Source organism: Collinsella sp. i06-0019-1H4, assembly GCF_042849575.1.
Classification (GTDB): domain Bacteria; phylum Actinomycetota; class Coriobacteriia; order Coriobacteriales; family Coriobacteriaceae; genus Collinsella.
On record NZ_BAABYB010000001.1, the window covers coordinates 2,331,108 to 2,348,988 of the forward strand.

General features: G+C 62.9%; 13 protein-coding genes. 5 read left to right on the forward strand and 8 right to left on the reverse strand.

Annotation, left to right across the window (positions count from 1 at the left end; genetic code table 11):
* Nucleotides 1-141: 141 nt before the first annotated feature.
* Nucleotides 142-1,020, reverse strand: a complete 879-nt coding sequence (locus ACGHEN_RS10300; RefSeq protein ID WP_390399238.1) for a LysR family transcriptional regulator — start codon at nucleotides 1,018-1,020, stop codon at nucleotides 142-144.
* A 233-nt stretch (nucleotides 1,021-1,253) separates the two neighbouring features.
* Here ACGHEN_RS10300 and ACGHEN_RS10305 point away from each other — a divergent pair, with 233 nt between their 5' ends.
* From ACGHEN_RS10305 to ACGHEN_RS10320, 4 genes are all read left to right on the forward strand, one after another.
* Entirely contained in the window at nucleotides 1,254-2,135 is an 882-nt protein-coding gene (locus ACGHEN_RS10305) for an SDR family NAD(P)-dependent oxidoreductase (protein WP_117734887.1), read from the forward strand.
* An 84-nt stretch (nucleotides 2,136-2,219) separates the two neighbouring features.
* A complete protein-coding gene (locus ACGHEN_RS10310; protein WP_117564355.1) occupies nucleotides 2,220-3,476 on the forward strand; it encodes an MFS transporter in 1,257 nt (418 codons plus the stop codon).
* Between the two features lie 68 nt (nucleotides 3,477-3,544).
* Nucleotides 3,545-4,585: a Gfo/Idh/MocA family protein gene (locus ACGHEN_RS10315; RefSeq protein WP_117655361.1), complete on the forward strand. Its 1,041-nt coding sequence runs from the start codon at nucleotides 3,545-3,547 to the stop codon at nucleotides 4,583-4,585.
* A gap of 420 nt (nucleotides 4,586-5,005) precedes the next feature.
* A complete protein-coding gene (locus ACGHEN_RS10320; RefSeq protein ID WP_390399243.1) occupies nucleotides 5,006-7,153 on the forward strand; it encodes a Tex family protein in 2,148 nt (715 codons plus the stop codon).
* Nucleotides 7,154-7,533: 380 nt separating this feature from the next.
* Here ACGHEN_RS10320 and ACGHEN_RS10325 read toward each other — a convergent pair whose 3' ends face one another.
* Nucleotides 7,534-8,238, reverse strand: a complete 705-nt coding sequence (locus tag ACGHEN_RS10325; protein ID WP_390399246.1) for a transaldolase — start codon at nucleotides 8,236-8,238, stop codon at nucleotides 7,534-7,536.
* A 193-nt stretch (nucleotides 8,239-8,431) separates the two neighbouring features.
* A complete protein-coding gene (locus ACGHEN_RS10330; protein WP_390399247.1) occupies nucleotides 8,432-9,259 on the reverse strand; it encodes an HAD-IIB family hydrolase in 828 nt (275 codons plus the stop codon).
* A 75-nt stretch (nucleotides 9,260-9,334) separates the two neighbouring features.
* Between ACGHEN_RS10330 and rlmKL the strand changes: the two genes are divergently transcribed.
* Complete coding sequence (rlmKL, locus tag ACGHEN_RS10335) at nucleotides 9,335-11,893, forward strand: bifunctional 23S rRNA (guanine(2069)-N(7))-methyltransferase RlmK/23S rRNA (guanine(2445)-N(2))-methyltransferase RlmL (protein ID WP_390399250.1); 2,559 nt, start codon at nucleotides 9,335-9,337, stop codon at nucleotides 11,891-11,893.
* Nucleotides 11,894-11,987: 94 nt separating this feature from the next.
* Here rlmKL and ACGHEN_RS10340 read toward each other — a convergent pair whose 3' ends face one another.
* The 5 genes from ACGHEN_RS10340 to ACGHEN_RS10360 form a co-directional block, all read right to left on the reverse strand.
* Nucleotides 11,988-12,701 (reverse strand): response regulator, encoded by a 714-nt coding sequence (locus ACGHEN_RS10340; protein ID WP_117638033.1) that lies wholly within the window; start codon nucleotides 12,699-12,701, stop codon nucleotides 11,988-11,990.
* Nucleotides 12,702-12,705: 4 nt separating this feature from the next.
* Nucleotides 12,706-14,331, reverse strand: coding sequence for an ATP-binding protein (locus ACGHEN_RS10345; RefSeq protein ID WP_390399415.1), 1,626 nt, complete (start codon nucleotides 14,329-14,331; stop codon nucleotides 12,706-12,708).
* A 114-nt stretch (nucleotides 14,332-14,445) separates the two neighbouring features.
* Complete coding sequence (locus ACGHEN_RS10350; protein WP_250787186.1) at nucleotides 14,446-14,640, reverse strand: hypothetical protein; 195 nt, start codon at nucleotides 14,638-14,640, stop codon at nucleotides 14,446-14,448.
* Between the two features lie 60 nt (nucleotides 14,641-14,700).
* Nucleotides 14,701-16,728, reverse strand: a complete 2,028-nt coding sequence (locus ACGHEN_RS10355) for a KUP/HAK/KT family potassium transporter (protein WP_390399252.1) — start codon at nucleotides 16,726-16,728, stop codon at nucleotides 14,701-14,703.
* Nucleotides 16,729-16,886: 158 nt separating this feature from the next.
* A complete protein-coding gene (locus ACGHEN_RS10360; RefSeq protein WP_250787188.1) occupies nucleotides 16,887-17,735 on the reverse strand; it encodes a nitroreductase family protein in 849 nt (282 codons plus the stop codon).
* Nucleotides 17,736-17,881: the final 146 nt, after the last annotated feature.

The following is a 17,881-nucleotide window of genomic DNA, read 5'->3' on the forward strand; positions in this document are numbered from 1 at the left end:
CGTTTAAGCTTTTTGATTCTACAACCAGCCCAGGGCAAAAGCAAAATCATGCGTGACCGATTTGCAGTCATTTTTCGCATCATTTTTCGCATTGTGCTGGTAGTGCGGCGAAAGTAGCTAAAAAGCCCCGTCCTAAATTAGCTAGTTAAGGAGTTGGGCCATGGCGTTGACGAATTTTTGGACTTGGAGGGTGGGCTCGAGCGGGTAGTGCAAGAAGACCGGCACCTCGCGACCGCATAGAAACGGTACGCCCACAAAGGCCGGGTGCGCGCCCGACCACGCTCCGCAGGTGAGCACCGCATCGCCCTTTTCCTCCGCCTCGTTAAAGAGCGCAAAGTCGAAGCTATCCACGTCGATCACGTCCACGCCGCCGTCGGCCAACAGGTCGATGCGCAGGCTGTCCATAGCGTCGTTGCCGTGACGGAGCACGCGCAGGCGCATGCCCTCCAGGTCGGCAACCGTGATGCGCGTCTTGCGCGCAAGCGGGCTCGTGCGCGGCACATCAATATAAAACGGTACGTTGACGATAAGGAGCTTTTGGCAGGCGTCGCCCCAGCGCGGGGTCGAAAAACTCGACTGCACTACATCCACTTCGCGACCAAGACTGCGCATGACGGTCTCGCGCTCATCGTAGAGGTCACTCACCGGCACAATCTCAAAGCGCAGCGACGGCTCCAGCTCGTGCACACTCGGCCACATCGACAGCGTTTGGCGCCCCGGGCACATCATCGACACGCCCAGACGCACGGCGCCGCCATCGCCCGCTGCGCGTCGGGCACGGCGCAACGCATCCTCGGACTGACGCATGATCGAGCGCGCATCGTCTACCAGCAGCGCACCCGCCGGCGTCACCTTAACGCCCGAATGCGAGCGCTCGAACAACGTGATGCCAAACTCGGCCTCGAACCCCGACACCTGTTTGACGAGAGCCGGGGTCGACACACGTAGTTTTGCCGCCGCGCGCGAGAAGCTTCCCAGCTCCGCGGCGGCCGATATGGCCTCAAGTCGTCGATCGTACACGTCAATCTCCCGTTTTCGCGCCCGTGGCCACATGGTGCCACAGGAGGTTGTTTTCGCAGGTCATGCGCTCAATTGAGAATAAACTGCATCGCACAGTGTAAACCTATGGTTAACGCCATTCTAACAAATATGCAATTCACCTGCGCAAATGCAAAGCATACGATAACCAGCGAAAACCACGTGGGTCGATTAATGGGAGCGACCCACCGGGAGGCACAAGAAGGGAAGTTCCTATGAGCAATTGGCTTAAGCTCGAGGGCGATGTCTGCGCCGTGACCGGCGCGCTCGGCGGTATGGGCGTCGAGATTTGCCGCGAGTTCGCCCGCAACGGCGCCAACGTCGTCTTGCTCGACCTAGACGAGGAGAAGGTCAAGGCAGCAGCCGCCGACCTCGCCGCCGAGTTTGGCATCCACGCCGAGGGCTACAAGATGAACGCCACCGACGAGGCCGAGGTTCAGGCCGCCGTCGACGCCACCATCGCCAACTTCGGCCGCGTCGACGTTCTCGTCAACACCGCCGGCATCCTGCGCTTCGCCGCCATGGAGGACCTGCCGCTAAGCGACTGGGAGCAGGTGCTCAACGTCAACCTCACCGGCTACTTCATCACCTCGCAGCGCTTTGGTCGCGAGATGATCAAGGCCGGCCAGGGCCGCCTGGTGCACATCTCGACCGTTGCCAGCCACTCCCCCGAGACGTTCTCGGGCGTGTACAGCTCCACCAAGGCGGGCGTCAACATGATGTCCAAGATGCTCGCCGCCGAGTGGGGCCCCTACGGCGTCCGCTCCAACTGCGTCGAGCCCTGCTTTGTCAAGACACCCATGTCGGCAAGCTTTTACGCCGATCCCGAGGTCGAGAAGAGCCGCAGCCGCCTCATCGCCACGCGCCGCATCGGCGAGGTCAGCGATATCGCCAACGCCGTCATGTTCCTGGCGTCCAAGCGCTCGGACTTTACCACCGGCGACGCCATCAAGGTCGACGGCGGCTTCTCCAACATGATGGGCGACCTCACCGCCAAGCCCGGCGGCCGCCGCGCCTTTGCCGACAACTACCTCAAGAACAAGGGCGTCGAGCTCTGGTCCGATGAGTCCGGCGTCGCAAAGCCGACTGACCAGTAAACCAGCCCGGTAGAAAGGGGCGCGGGGCAAGCACCTCAGCGGCGTTTGCCCCTCCCCTCCCCCGTATCGATTAGAAAGAGTCCAATGGCTTCCACCAACTCCAACAAGGGTCGCGCCGTCGTGCTTTCCGCCGCGTGCGTCACCATGTTCTTCATCAGCTCCATCGCGCTGTATTCCGTTGTGAGCAAGAACCTGCTCGCCGTCTATCCCGAGTGGTCCAGCGCTCTTACCTGGGCTTTCCCGGTCTTCCAGACCATCATGGCCGTGACGGGCATCTTCGCCGGCCGCATCTCCGATAAGATCGGCCCGCGCAACGTCGTGATCGCTGCCGCCGTGTGCTACGGCGTGGGCTGGTTCATGTCCGGCACCGTCACCGAGCCGTGGCAGTTCTACCTGTGGTTCTCGCTCGTCGCCGCCATCGGCAACGGCCTGGGCTACAACCCCGCGCTCACCACCGGCCAAAAGTGGTTCATCGACAAAAAGGGCCTCGCCTCCGGCATCACCCTGGCCGCTTCGACCGCCGGCCCCGCCGTGCTGTCCCCGGTGCTCGCCTCGCTGCTCATCCCGAGCCTTGGCATCTTTGGCGCCCTTAAGGCACTCGGCGTCATCTTCTTTGTGACGATCGCCGCCTCCGCCCTGTTCCTGAAGGCCCCCGAGGCCGGTTGGCTGCCCGAGGGCTTCGAGGCCCCCAAGGGCGGCGCGCACGCCGGCACTTTCGGCGACCTCACCCCGGGCGAGATGGTCAAAACCCCGCGCTTCTGGGTCCTCATCGCCACCTTCGCCTTCGCCGCCACCGCGGGCACCCTGCTCGTGGGCAAGGTTGCCTCCATCGCCGCTGTCCAGCTCTTCGCCGACCCCACGAGCGCCGCGGCCGTCGCCCTCGGCGGCGTGGTCGTCTCCGTCAACACCTGCGCCAACCTGGTCGGCCGTCTGTCCTTTGGCCAGATCATCGACAAGCTCGGCGCCTACAAGTCGCTGCTCATCAGCCTTGTCGTCACCATCGTCGCGCTCGTCATCATGTCGATGAGCTTTACGCAGAGCATGTTCTTTGTGGCGCTCGCCCTGCTCGGCTTTAGCTTTGGCGCCCTGCTCGTCATCTACCCGCCGCTCACCGGTGGCGCCTTTGGCACCAGCAACATCGGCGTCAACTACGGCATCATGTTTTTGGGCTATGCCGCTTCCACCTGGATCAGCCAGCCCATCACCGCCGTGCTGTATCACGCCGAGGCCGGCAGCGCCGCCTACCAGCAGTCCTTCTACGGCGCCATTGTGATTGCCGCCATCGCCGTCGTGCTCACCGTCTACATGATGGTCTCCGACAGCAAGAAGAAGTCCGCTTAGTTTTGCTTGACGCGGCAAGGGCCGTTCTCTTGCCGCATTCCACCGGTCACCAGTATTAAGGAGTCGAAATGTCTGAGCTCAACCCCGTCCGCATTGCCGTTATCGGCGCCGGTGCCATGGGCCGCAACCACATCCGCTTTGTCACCGAGGAGCCCGAAGCCGAGCTCGTCGCCATCGCCGACGCCTTTGAGGGCGCCCGCGCCACGGCCGAGGCCGCCGGCGTGCCGTTTTACACCGATCCCGCCCAGATGATGGACGAGGTCAAGCCCGAGGCCGTCATCATCGCCACCCCCAACGACCTGCATCTGGGCGTTGCCCGCGAGGCCGTGAAGCGCAACATCGTGCCGCTGGTCGAAAAGCCGATCTCCAATGACCTCGAGGATGCCCAGGCCTTCGCCGCCGAGGCCGAGACCGCCGGCGTGCCCGTGCTCGTGGGCCAGCACCGTCGCCACAACCCCTTCGTCAACAAGGCCAAGGAGATCATCGAGTCCGGCGAGCTGGGCAAGCTCACCGTGTCGAGCTTCCACTACATGATCTATAAGAATGACGAGTACTTCGATGTCGAGTGGCGCCGCAAGAAGGGTGCCGGCCCGATCCTGGTTAACCTGGTTCACGACGTCGACCTGCTCCGCTATCTGCTGGGCGAGCCCGTTGCCGTCCAGGGTATGCAGTCCAGCGCCGCCCGCGGTTTTGAGACTGAGGACTCCGCCGTGGTCAACGTCCGTTTTGCCGATGGCGCGCTCGCAAGCATGACCATCTCCGATGCCACCGCCAGCCCCTGGAACTGGGAGGCCACCGCTCGCGAGGACCCGCAGTACCGTCCCTTCGACGCCGACGCCTACTTTATCGGCGGAACCTTGGGCGCCCTTTCGCTGCCCCGCCTGCACCAGTTCTCCTACGACGGCGCCTCCAACTGGCACAAGCCGCTGCAGATGGAGATTCCGGCCGTGGACCCGGCGCTGCCGCACAAGATGCAGCTCAAGCACTTTGTGAAGGTCGTCCGCCGCGAGGTCGAGCCCGTCGTAACCCCCGCCGACAACGTCAAGACGCTCACGCTTCTCAACGCCATCAAGGAGGCCGCCGAGACCGGCCAGCTCGTCGAGCTGTAGCACCTTAGGACAGGCCGCGGCAGAAACCCCATGCCGGGCCCCTCGGTCCGCCACAAATAAGCCCCTCTTCTTTGCCCCGCGAGCAGCTTCCTGCCCGCGGGGCATTTTGCTACGTTGCCAATGATTTTTCTGGGACGGGGGACTTTTTGCACCTTAGCTTGATTCGTTCGCCACGAAATGTGCCTATCTACTACGTTTAACCAATCACCCTCATCCATACAGAATTTCGCGAAATAAAAACCGCAGGTAAACGGCTTGCGCATTTTCGGAAAACCGGGGGATGGTCGACCCACACGGTTCAAACGTAGTAGATAGGCCGCTTTCGTGGTTCCGCGCCAAAACAGTCTTTTTTGGGCGAAGTGGCAGGTGGTATCCTTGGTAGCCCTGTGCTGCAAACGCACCTTAAACGCAAGGAGTCCCATGGATCTTATCGCCCAGCTCGCCCGCGAGCTCAACCTTAAGGCCGCCAACGTCGAGGCGGCTGTCAAGCTCATCGACGAGGGCAACACCATCCCCTTTATCTCGCGCTACCGCAAGGAGGCCACGGGCGGCATGGATGACGTCGCCCTGCGCGCCCTCGACGAGCGCCTGTCATACCTGCGCAATCTTGAGCAGCGTAAAGAGGACGTCATTCTGCTCATCGACGCCCAGGGCAAGCTCACGCCCGAACTCGAGCAGCAGATTCGCGAGGCCACGCAGCTCCAGCGTGTCGAGGACCTCTACAAGCCCTACCGCAAAAAGCGCATGACCCGCGCGCAGAAGGCCCGCGAGGCCGGCCTGGAGCCACTCGCCAACATGATCATCATGCAGGCTTCGGCCAAGGGCAGCGCGCTCGACGCCGCCGCGGACTACGTCAACGAGGAGGCCGGCTTCGACACGCCCGAGAAGGCGCTCGCCGGCGCCGCCGACATCGTGGCCGAGACGGTGGCCGAAGATCCCGAGAACGTCGCCGACCTGCGCGCCTTTACGCAAAACACCGCCGACATCGTCGTCGAGGCAACCGACCCCGCCGAGAAGACCCCCTACGAGCCCTACTACAGCTATGACGAGCCCCTGCGCCGTATTCCCAACCACCGTGTGCTGGCCATCGACCGCGGCGAGCGCGAGGGCAAGCTCCGCGTGCGCGTGAACGTCGATGGCGCTGCTGCCACGGCGCGTCTCGGCAGCCGTTGGCCCCGACGCCAGGGCGTCTTCGCCCCCATCTTCGATGCCGCCATCGCCGACGGCTATAAGCGCCTTATGGCCCCCTCGCTGGAGCGCGAGGCCCGCGCCAAGCTCACCGTTCGCGCCCAGACCGAGGCCATCAACGTCTTTGCCAAGAATCTCGAGGGCCTGCTCTCGGCACGCCCCGTGCGCGGCGCCCGCGTGCTCGCGCTCGACCCGGGCTACCGCACCGGCTGCAAGGTCGCCGTCATGGACGAGACCGGCAAGCTGCTCGACCACGGCGTAGTCTACCCCACCAAGCCGCGCCACGACGTCGCTGGCACCAAGCGCGAGCTCGCCCGCCTCGTCAAGAAGGACGGCGTCAACACTATCGTCATCGGCAACGGCACCGCCAGCCGCGAGACCGAGGAAGTCGTCTCGGAGTTCATTGCCGAGCAGGCGCCCGGTCTGCGCTACACCATCGTCAACGAGGCCGGCGCATCGGTGTACTCCGCTTCCGAGCTCGCCAGCCAGGAATATCCGGACCTGGACGTCACCGTGCGTGGCGCCATGAGCCTGGGTCGCCGCCTGCAAGACCCGCTGGCAGAGCTCGTTAAGATTCCGCCCCAGTCCATTGGCGTGGGCCAGTACCAGCACGACCTTGACCAGGCCGAGCTTTCGCGCACCCTGGGCCACGTGGTGGAGGACGTCGTCAACCGCGTGGGCGTCGACGTGAACACCGCGAGCGCGAGCCTGCTGGGATACGTATCGGGCATCACGCCCGCCGTGGCCAAGAACATCGTGGCCTACCGCGAGGAAAACGGTGCCTTTACCGATCGCCGCCAGCTCAAGTGTGTCCCCAAGCTGGGACCCAAGGCATATCTCAATTCCGCGGGCTTTTTGCGCATCAGCGACGGTAAGAACCCGCTCGACGCGACAAGCGTCCATCCCGAGAGCTACGAGGTGGCCACGGCCGTCCTGGAGCGCGCCGGCGTTGCGGCAAGCGAGCTCAGCCGCGGCGGCGTGCCCGACATCGAGCGACGCCTGGGCAGCATCTCGGCGCTGGCAAGCGACCTGGACTGTGGCACCCTGACGCTCATCGACATTGTCAACGAGCTCAAGAAGCCCGGCCGCGACCCGCGCGACGACGCGCCCGAGGTGGTCTTTAGCCGCTCGGCGCTTTCCATCGACGACTTGGAACCCGGCATGGAACTCAAGGGCACGGTGCGCAACGTCGTCGACTTTGGCGCGTTCGTCGACGTGGGCGTGCACCAGGACGGCCTCGTACACATCTCCAAGCTCGCCAACCGCTTTGTCAAGCACCCGAGCGACGTGGTACGCGTCGGTGACACGGTCAAGGTGTGGGTCGAGAAGGTCGACCGCGACCGCAAGAAGATCTCCCTCACCATGGTGCAGGGGAAGTAAACCGCCAAAGCAAGGGTCCCCCCTCTCGCGACGTGCAAAATCGCGAGTATTCTGCAAATTCCACCGTTCCGGATGCCCCTCAGAGACGAAAAAGCATGGAACAGCCCCCGTTTTAGCGTCATCAGAGCCAAAACGGGGGCTGTTCCATGCTTCACCCAGCTGGTAAAAGCCTTTACCTTGCTGAATACTCTCAATTTTGCACGGCGCAGGCGGGGGTACCTTTGTCCACGGCAGGATATGGAAGCCTATCACCAACCTACCGGCAAGTTCGTGTCGGCAGCCCCGGCCTTTCCTTTGCCTAGCGCGACCCTCGCGAAGCGCGTGAGCGATAGGGAAAGGAAAGGCCGGGGCAACAACCCGCGATGTAGCCAGCGTTCGCGTTACGGCAGGATATGGAAACCGAGCGAGGCGATATCCTTGGCAAAACCGCGCACGGTATCGAGCGAGACCTCGTACGGGTCACGGCCGATGTTCTTACGCTTGGCCAGGATGCTGTTGGGCACCGTGATGATCTGGCAACCGCATCCTTCCGCCTGGTAAATATTGATAAGCTCACGCGTGGACGCCCACAGGACCTCGCAGTTGGGCTTGGCGGCGGCCTTCTTCACCGACTCCGTCATAAACGGAATGGGATCGACGCCGGTGTCAGCGATACGACCGGCAAAGAGCGAGATGATGGACGGCGTCTCGGCGTCAACGGCCTCGACCATCTCATCGACCTGCTCGGGCGTAAAAATGGTGGTGACGTTGACCTTGATGCCGTCGGCCGAAAGCTTGCGCACCAGCTCGGCAGTGGACTCGCCCTTGGTGGTCACGCACGGAATCTTGACGTAGACGTTATCTGCCCAGGTAGCAATCTCGCGCGCCTCGACCTCCATGGTCTCGACGTCATCGGCAAAGACCTCAAACGAGACGGACACATCGGTGATGTGGGCCAGGACCTCCTTGGCAAACGCGCGATAGTCCGTCACGCCACCCTTCTTCATAAGGGACGGGTTGGTCGTGAAACCCTGAACGTTGCCGTTCTCGTACATGTCGAGCATGCCCTCGAGGTTTGCACCGTCAGCGAACACCTTGATTGCCATCTGCCTGATTCCTTTCGTTAGCATACGGCCGATAAACTGCTAAACACTTTACCTATGTTTATCAAGGCGTGAGCTGCGGGTTTTTATCTTCTCGGCGAACGGTATAAACACCTCAGCGTTTGGATTGATAAATCGATTGAGCATGCAAAAGCAAAGAGTCGCAGTTTGAGCAAACGTCAGAACGCGGGATTCCTTAGATGAGGCCGAAATGCTGCATGGCGGTGACGGTGCCGTCGTGCGCGACGTCGTCGGTCACGTAGTCGGCGATCGCCTTGACCTCGGGCATGGCGTTGCCCATGGCGACAGCCGTCTCGACAGCGGCGAGCATACCCAGATCGTTGCCGGAATCGCCAAAGCCAAAGGTGCGCGCGTTGCCGGTGCGACCTAGGTATTCCAGCGCTCGCGCCACGCCCACGCCCTTGTCGATGCCCTTGGGACTCAGCTCGCGGTTCTGGCCGCCAGTATTGCACAGCTCAAAGTTGCGATCGATAAAGCCGTCATCGTTGGCTACGCGAGCCAGGTTGCACGCGTTAATGCACACCTTGCCTACGTGCAAGCGGCCATCGACGCACATCTGATCAACGCCATGCACCACGCCGGCGCCTAGCAGAAATGACTGTTCGACACCAACTGGCTCAAGTGAATAGGTGGCACCGTTCGTCTCGAACAACGCCTCGCCGCCCGCCACAGTAATGCGGCGCGCGAGCTCCTCAACAATGTCTTCGTCAATGCAATCCTCGTGCACCACGCGTCCCTCGACCTCGAGCGTGGCGCCCGCCATGGCAACGATTCCCGCCGGGTTCAGCGCACGCAGGCCATCGGCAACCAGCCACAAGGGACGGCCCGTGCAGATAAATGCCTGGTGACCCGCATTGCGCAGACGACCAAATGCATCGACAACAGCCTTCGACGGATGGATTGCATTGAAGTCCTTATCGGTCATATCGTCGGGGTCGAACGACGTCAGCGTGCCGTCCACGTCAAAAAAGAGCACAGCGGAATCGGGGCACGCATCAATCATATGGGTTCCTTTCGAGGGCGATGGCAAACGAAGCATCCATCATATAATGGAGCGACGCAACCAGAGAGGTCACCCATGGAATTTTACGCAAGCTGCCCCGAGGGCTTTGAGTCCGCACTCGCCGACGAGCTTAAACGGCTCGGGCTTTCGCACGTTCGCCGGCTGAAGGGCCGCGCTACGTTTGAGGGCGAGCTCGAAGAAGGCTACCGCGCCTGCCTGTGGTCGCGCCTGGCTAGCCGCGTGTTTGTGGTGCTTGGGCGCTTTGAGGCGCAGGATGCCGATGAGTTGTACGACGGCGTTTACGGCATCGCCTGGGAGAGCATTGTTCGCCCCGGCGCCACCATCGCCATCAGTGCCCGCGGCGTGACCGAACAGCTGCGCAACACGCGCTTCTCGGCCCTGCGCGCCAAGGACGCATTGTGCGACCGCCTGGCCGAGACCACGGGCCGTCGCGCAGACGTCGATGCCGCCGACCCCGATGTTCACCTACTGCTTTCGCTGCGTCAGCGTCGCGCGAGTATTAGCCTGGACCTTTCGGGCGACCCGCTGTTCAAACGCCTGCCGCCCGCAGCGACCCGCGCCGGCGAGGGCGCACACGTGCTGCGCCCCGACTACGCCGCTCTGGTGCTGGCGCAGGTCGGCTGGACCGCGCTATGCGAGCGCGAGCTGACGGCCGACGATTACGAGAACGAAGCCCTGCCCACGCTGGTCGACGCCTCATGCGCCGGCGGCGGCCTGCTGCTGGAGGCCGTGAACATTCTGACCGACCGCGCCCCGGGCGCCGTACGCGAGCGCTGGGGCTTTGAGGGCTGGCAGCTGCACGACGCCGCCCTATGGGAGCAGCTGCTCGCCGAGGCACGCGAGTGCGAGGCGGCAGCACGCGAGCGCCAGGCACGCATCGTGGCTGTAGACATCGACCCCGCCGCCCGCAAGACCGCCGAGCGCATGGTCAAGTGCGCCGGCTACAAGCGTTTTGTCGACTTTTGCGCTGCCAAGTCCGCCACCGTGCTGGACCATGCAGGCGCTGTCGCCGGCGCCGCCGTGGTCGCAGACACCACCGAGACCCCGCTTTCGCTCATGCACGACGCCATGACGCTGGTCGGCGAGCTGCGCCGCGCGCCCGAGCTTACCGCCGCGCCGGTCGCCGCGCTCACCCGCGATGGCCTTATAGCCCGCACGCTCCATGCCGAGCCCACGCGCTCCATCGCTGTCATGCCCAACAACGAAGAGGCGACCATCGAGGTCTGGCCCTCGCTCGACCACGCCGCCGCGGCATTTGAAGCTGCGACCAGCGCGGATGCCGAAGAGCAGGCCGCGGATGCCGAAGACGAAGCCGCCGACACCCCCATGCCCGAACCTGCCGCCATGCTCGACCTGGGCGACGGTAAGCCGCTGCCCGTTCTCATCCCCGAGTCCGAGCAGTTCGCCAACCGCCTGCGCAAGAACGCACGCCTGCGTCGCAAGTGGGCAAAGCGCGAGGGCGTGAGCTGCTACCGCGTCTACGATGCCGACCTACCCGACTACTCCGCCGCCATCGACCTGTACGAGGGCTGCCCGCAGACGCCGGGCCGCTGGCTCGTCATCGCCGAATACGCTGCGCCCAAGACCATCGACCCCGCGCTGGCCCAGGCCCGCATGCTCGACATCTTGGCCATCGCGCCGCGTATCCTAGATGTTCCCGCCGAGCATGTGCACGCCAAGGCCCGCATGCGTTCGCGCGGTGGCTCGCAGTACGGCAAGCAGGGCGCCGGCAAGGGCGGATCGGGCGAACGCGCCAACATCGCGCGCCGTCGCCTGCCGCTCATCGAAGAGGGTGGCCTCACCTTTGCCGTCAACTTTGACGATTACCTGGACGTCGGCATCTTCCTGGACCACCGCGTCACCCGCAACCTGGTGCGCGAGCACGCCAAACAGGCGCGCCGCTTCCTCAACCTGTTCGCCTATACCGGCACCGCCACCTGCTACGCGGCAGACGGCGGCGTCGAGGAGACCGTGACGGTCGACCTTTCCAACACCTACCTGGACTGGGCCGAGCGCAACATGCGCCAGAACGGCTTTGTGGGTCCGCAGCATCACTTTGTGCGCGACGACGTGCTCGCCTGGATTCGCGACCAGCGCCAGACGCGCAACCGCTGGGACCTGATCTTTGTCGACCCGCCCACGTTTTCGAACTCGTCCAAAATGGGCCGTCGCACCTGGGACGTCCAGCGCGACCATGTTGAGCTTTTGGCCGGCGTATCTCGCCTGCTCGCACAGGGTGGACATGCCATCTTTAGCTGCAACCTGCGCGGCTTCCGCCCCGAGACGCGCAAGCTCGCACGCGCGGGCGTTGTGCTGGAGGACATTACGGCGCAGACCATCCCCGAGGACTTCGCGCGCAACCAGAAGGTGCACCATTGCTATATCGTGCGCCGCCTGCCCATCGAGGACGCCATGGCCGAGGTCGGCTTTAGCGCCGAGGAAATTGCCGAGCGAACCGAGGAACTGCGCAACCCCGAAACCCGCAAGCCTCGCGCAACGGCGCCTGCGCACGCACAGGCCGGAGACCGAGGGCCGCGCGGCGACGGCAAGCCCTCCCCCGCCGGCAAGCCCAAAAAGAAGAAGTTCTACGCCAGCAAGCCCAAGGGCAAATAGCAAAGTTGCGGTGGAATACGGACTGTTTTGCCTTGAATTAGGCAAATTTAGACCGTATTCCACCGCAACTCATATTGGGATGGTGATTGGCGATCTAGCCTTGGGTGACCAATCGGTAACCGATACCCACGTGCGTCTGGATATAGCGCGGATGCGCGGGGTCGGACTCGATCTTCTTGCGCAGCGTGCCCATAAAGACGCGTAGACTCGCCAGGTCGCTCTTAGTCGCCGTACCCCAAATCTCGTGCAGGATAAACTGGTGCGTCAGCACCTTGTCGGCGTTGTGTGCCAGCAGGCATAGGAGTTTGTACTCGATCGGCGTCAGATGCAGCTCCTCGCCATCCATCGTGGCGATGCCGGCATCAAAATCGATATGCAGCTCGCCGGTATCGAACGATCCCGCAGAGGCAACGCCGCCCGTTTGCGCATACGAAAGGCGCCTGAGCGTCGTGCGAATGCGCGCGAGCAGCTCCTCGACCGAAAACGGCTTGGTCAGGTAATCGTCGGCGCCGGCATCGAGCGCACGGATCTTGTCCGCATCCTCGCTGCGTGCCGAGACAACGATGATCGGCATGCCCGACCACGCGCGCACCGACTCCACCACCTTGACGCCGTCCATATCGGGCAGGCCCAGATCGAGCAGCACAATGCTTGGCGCCTGCGACGAGGCGGCGGCGATAGCGGCATGAGCGGTCTCCACAGCCATATGGCGCAGGCCGTGCGCCTCGAGCGCGGCAACGATGAGGTTGCGAACGGCTGGATCGTCCTCAACGACCAAGATGAGCGGTTTCACGGCAGAGTTCGGCACGGTGCTACTCCTTATCAAACGAAACGTCGGCGGCGGGAAGCTCAATCGTGAAGACCGAGCCGTGCGGATCCGCCGCGGCAACCTCTATGCTACCGCCATGCGCCAACGCAATGGAGCGGCACAGGGACAATCCCAGGCCCACGCTGCGTTGGCTATCGGCCAAGCCATGGTTGGCGGTGTAGAACGACTCAAAGATTCGCTCGCGGTCCTCGGGCGCAATGCCCGGGCCGTCGTCGGCGACCGAACACCTCACGCACCCGCCGTCAGCGCCAATCGAGATCACGATATGCGAACCCGCAGGCGTATAGGCAATGGCGTTGTTCACCAGGTTGACCACGAGCTGTACCATCAGGCGCGCGTCGACGTTGACAAGCGCCGGCTCATCGCACGCCACCACCTTAAGGTCGTGCTCGCGCACAGCCGGACTTACGTGGCGCAGCGCCTCCTCGACGATATCGTCCATGAGCTCGAGCGTAGTCGACAGATGCATGCCGCCGCCCTCGAGCTTGGTGATGGCGAGCAGGTTCTCGACGGTGGCGTTGAGCCATTGTGCATCCGAGCGAATGGATAGGAGCATGCCGCGGCGCGTCTGGTCGTCGAGCACGGCCGTGCCGGTCGAACCCTGGTCGAGCAGCACGTCGGCATTGCCCGAGATACTGGTAAGCGGCGTGCGCAGATCGTGCGAGATGGACCGCAGCAAGTTGGCGCGCAGCTGCTCGTTTTTAGCGAGCACCGCCGCCTCCTCGCGGGCCTCCATGGCGCGGGCGCGATCGAGCGCCAGCTCGCCTTCGCTCACGATGGCATCGGCAAGTGTCCGCTCCTCGTGCGTCAGCACGTCGGGCTCGGCAACGATAGCCAGCACGCCCACCACCGAGGCGGGGTCGCCCGAGCGCACGAAGCCGTCACCTGTGCGGACCGTCAGGTAGATGCCATAAAACGCCGAGCCGCCATAGGTGGCATCGAGCGGCGTTCCCACATAGGCGGACGCCGAGAGCCGCGGCGGCATCTGCGGCGCCAGTTCGTGCACCGGCGCGGCATCGCCCACGGCCGTGTATGTCGCACGCGGCAGCAGGTCATCATCGTCGGCGTCGGCGCTGTACCACACGACCGGACAGCCCGAAAGACGCGCCAGCTGCGTTGCCATGGCATGGATAATTTGCTGCTGGTCGGCGCACCGCTGCAGCATGCGGTTAGTCTCGAGCACCATATGCGTGCGACGGTCGCTGGCGGCAGCCTGCGCCAAGGCGCGGCGCAGGGCCAACGCAATCGAGCTCGACACAAGCGAGACCACGAACATGATGAAGAACATGCCGGGATAGACGCGGTCGATAAGCGACAGCGAGTAGCGCGGGTCGACAAACAAGAAGTTGTAGAGCGCCACGGCGGCAGCCGAGCTCAGCAAGCAATACAGGCGACTCCAGGTAAAGAATGCGCACAGCTGAACGGCGAACACATAGACGATCATGATGCTCGGCGCGAGACCCGGATGGTCGAGCAGCGCGCCCACAATCGTCGCTGCGACCAGCAGCCCCGCCGATACGCAGGCGTCATACAGAGGAGTGCGGCGCGTCAGCGTTGTGCGCCGCCACCAAAAGTTATCGGCAATATCGCCGTCCGCACGGACGTCCATAGACACCGTACCCCTCCCTCAAAAACAAAAACCACCACAAAGGGGACAGGCACCTTTGTGGTGGTTTTCCCTCGTGGTGGTTCTAAGTGTAAAGCCTTCTACGACCGGCAGTCGCTAGACAAACAGCACGTGCGCGAGCAGGGCACACACGCACACCGCTCCAAATACCAGTGCCACGATCGAAATTACGCGATCGGCCATGTCCATGTTGGCCCGATTCGTAAAGAACCGATCTTCGGCAGCGTCGACACGCGCCTCACGCATCATTTCGACCACCGCCTCACGGCCATCGAGCGCCTTTGTATCCATGTTTACCTCCCCGGCCTCATGCTTATCCATCAAAAACCAACTCCGTGTAGCCGCCGACGTCTACGGCCGCTCGTTGGGAGCCAGGCGCTGCATCTTGTTCACGGCCTTGAACTTGGTGAACAGCGGCACGTACTCAAAGCTCACGTTGGAGTTCTCCAGGCCGTACCAGCGTGCAGGCGTGCCGGCGGCGCGGCGAATGATGTACTTGAGCGTGATGGCCGTACGCTCGCTGGGCTCCACATCGCTTTCGGGCGCCAGAAGCTTACGGATCAGGACGAACTTGAACGTACCGATGTTACCCGGATCCTTGTAGACCGAGTAGTCATGCGTCTGCGGCGGCAGCTCGCCGGTGGCAGCCAGGTCCTGAACAACCTGACGCAGGTAGGCATTGACGCGCTGGTTGATCTTGTAGCCCAGGTACAGATGCACGCGGAACACGTAGTCGGTGCCGAACGTCTCGACCGAATAGGCAAAGGTGTGCGGTTCGTCCATGGTCTCGACATTCACAAACCACCAGGCGCGGGCGCGCTTGGGATGCTTGTCCAAGATCGAATAGACGATATCGCGGTCGATGTAGTCGGTATGGGCGTCCTTGGTCAGGTACACGACGTTGTCGCTCATGCGCTCGTAACGGTCGTCGTCACGCAGGCGCTTGAGCTGCGGCAGGTAGCTGCGCAGCGGCAGCAGCGTAAACTGGCGCTGCTCGACCGCCGTGCCGTTGTACCAGCACACCATAATGCCCATGATGAGTGCAGCCATGAGGATGGTGAAGTAGCCGCCGTGGAAGAACTTGGTGAGCGAGCTTACGAAGAAGAAGCCTTCGAGCAAAAGGAAGAAGGCAGCGAAGATCCACGGAGTAACCTTGAGCTTGCGCTCCTCGTGCAGGTAGAAGAAGAGCAGCAGCGTGGTGCACATCATAGTCAGCGTAATGGCAAGGCCGTAGGCGGCTTCCATATGCGCCGAGTTCTGGAACAGCAGCACCACGATGACGCAGCCGACAAGCATGACGTTGTTGACCATGGGGATGTAGAGCTGGCCCTTGGTCTCGGCAGGGTAGAAGACCTGCATGTGCGGCATAAGGTCCAGGCGGCTGGCCTCGGACACCAGCGAGAATGCGCCGGTGATGAGCGCCTGCGAGGCGATGATGGCCGCGATGGTGGAAAGGCCGACGGCAAACGGGCGCAGGCCCGGGGCGAGCATCTGGTAGAACGGATTGAGGTCGGCAATGCCCATGAGCTCGGGGTTGGCAGCGTTGTTCATAAGCCAAGCACCCTGGCCCATATAGGAAAGCAGCAAGCAGCACTTAACGAACGGCCAGGTGGCGTAGATGTTGCCGCGGCCGACGTGGCCCATGTCGGAGTAGAGCGCCTCGGCACCGGTGGTGGCGAGGAAGCAGCTGCCCAGAATCATGATGCCCGCGTGGTTGTTGGGGCTTAGCAAAAAGGCGATGCCGCGCACCGGGTTGAGGCACAGCAGCACGGCGGGGTGTTGGAAGACAAAGAACAGACCCGTACCGCCCAGGAACAGAAACCACAGCGTCATGATGGGGCCAAAGGCGTGACCGATCTTGGCCGTACCGATGCGCTGTACCAAGAAGAGCGCGATGATGATGGCGAGCGTAATGGCGACGACGCGGCCCTGGTCATCGCCCAGCACGGCATGGACCGCCGGGATGGTGCGCAGGCCCTCGATGGCCGTGGTAACGGTAACGGCCGGCGTCAGGATGCCGTCGGCGAGCAGCGCGGCGCCACCCAGCATGGCGGGGATGATAAGCCACTTGCCGCAGCGCTTGACCAGGCTGTACAGGGCAAAGATGCCGCCCTCACCATGGTTATCGGCGCGCAGCGAGATGAGCACATACTTGATGGTGGTCAGCAGCGTGACCGTCCACACGACAAGGGAGAGCGCGCCAAGCACGAACTCCTCCGTCACACTTCCGATGCCGCCGTTGCCGGCAACGAGCGCCTTGGTTACATACATAGGGCTGGTGCCGATATCGCCGTACACCACGCCCAGCGTGACGAGCATCGCCGAGATGCTCACAGGAATCGCAGCGTGCGAGGCTGCCTCCTTGGCCTTTTGTTCCATAAGCCGGTTTCCTCCCAACTTTAACGTTCGAAGGGATTATAGGTAATCGGCCCATGTTTTAATGCACTGTTTTCCCAGCTAGATAAAGATTTATACAGTCTTTAGGCTACCGCGGCGATATGGAATGTGACAAAGGGACCGTCCCCTTGTCACATTCGTCATTTTCCGAGCCAGTTTTTGAACCACCACTCCATGGAGCGGCTCATCTCGGCCATAAAGGGACTAGTGTGTTTGCGGGTGTAGATATCCACCACGCGCTCGCCCACCTCGCGGGCATGCGGACGGAACATCGCGTCCATCTCGGCCACCTGCGCATCCATGGTCGCGGCATCGGCGCGGCGATAGCGCTCCTCGTGCACCAGGTTCACCACGGGATGCGCGATCGCCGGGCGCTCCTTACGGGGCGTGCCGATGATGAGCATCGACAGCGGCATGGTATAGGGCGGCAGATCGAGCAGCTCGGCAACTTCCTCGGCGTTCTCCACGATGTCGCCAATGTAGCAGCTCCCCAGGCCCAGGGCCTCGGCGGCAACCACGGCGTTTTGCGCAGCGATCACGGCGTCCTGGGCCGCGATGGCAAAGTCGCCCAAACCCGGCGCGCGGCGGGGCGCCTTGCCCGTGCGCTCGACAAACTCGGGCTCAAAGCAGCCCACGTGCTCAAACAGATCGATCCACTTGGCATAATCGACCACAAATATTAGTGCCCAGGGCGCCTTGGCGATCATGGGCTGGTGGTCGCACAGGTCGGCCAGACGGTCCAGCGTAGCCTGCTCGCGAATGCTTACGATGGAATACATCATCATGGCGCCCGCCGACGGCGCGCGACTCGCCGCATGCAGGATCGCCGCACGCTGCTCGTCGGTCACCGCCACGGGGCGGTCGTCGTCATCACGCGCAAAGGCACGCGTAGACGAGCGATGCTCCAAGATGTCCAGCACCACGTTGCCCGTAGTCTCGACCGGATAGCCGTGCGTATCCACAGCCTTGGTGCAAACCTGCTCGCTCATAGCCTCATCCCTGCCATTTCTTTAAGAAGCCTTTACGTTTCCGTGTAATTCCCGTCCATTATCGCGCAGGTCGCCACTACATTGCGCCACACCGCCACACGTGCGCGTTAATATGGCTGGTTGTTGTGCGCAGCCACCAATTGCAG

Coding starts and splice junctions, on each gene's coding strand:
- ACGHEN_RS10305 (WP_117734887.1), top strand. CDS start 1,254: ATGAGCAATTGGCTTAAGCTCGAGGGCGATGTCTGCGCCGTGACCGGC.
- ACGHEN_RS10310 (WP_117564355.1), top strand. CDS start 2,220: ATGGCTTCCACCAACTCCAACAAGGGTCGCGCCGTCGTGCTTTCCGCC.
- ACGHEN_RS10315 (WP_117655361.1), top strand. CDS start 3,545: ATGTCTGAGCTCAACCCCGTCCGCATTGCCGTTATCGGCGCCGGTGCC.
- ACGHEN_RS10320 (WP_390399243.1), top strand. CDS start 5,006: ATGGATCTTATCGCCCAGCTCGCCCGCGAGCTCAACCTTAAGGCCGCC.
- ACGHEN_RS10325 (WP_390399246.1), bottom strand. CDS start 8,238: ATGGCAATCAAGGTGTTCGCTGACGGTGCAAACCTCGAGGGCATGCTC.
- ACGHEN_RS10330 (WP_390399247.1), bottom strand. CDS start 9,259: ATGATTGATGCGTGCCCCGATTCCGCTGTGCTCTTTTTTGACGTGGAC.
- rlmKL (WP_390399250.1), top strand. CDS start 9,335: ATGGAATTTTACGCAAGCTGCCCCGAGGGCTTTGAGTCCGCACTCGCC.
- ACGHEN_RS10345 (WP_390399415.1), bottom strand. CDS start 14,331: ATGGACGTCCGTGCGGACGGCGATATTGCCGATAACTTTTGGTGGCGG.
- ACGHEN_RS10350 (WP_250787186.1), bottom strand. CDS start 14,640: ATGGATACAAAGGCGCTCGATGGCCGTGAGGCGGTGGTCGAAATGATG.
- ACGHEN_RS10355 (WP_390399252.1), bottom strand. CDS start 16,728: ATGGAACAAAAGGCCAAGGAGGCAGCCTCGCACGCTGCGATTCCTGTG.
- ACGHEN_RS10360 (WP_250787188.1), bottom strand. CDS start 17,735: ATGAGCGAGCAGGTTTGCACCAAGGCTGTGGATACGCACGGCTATCCG.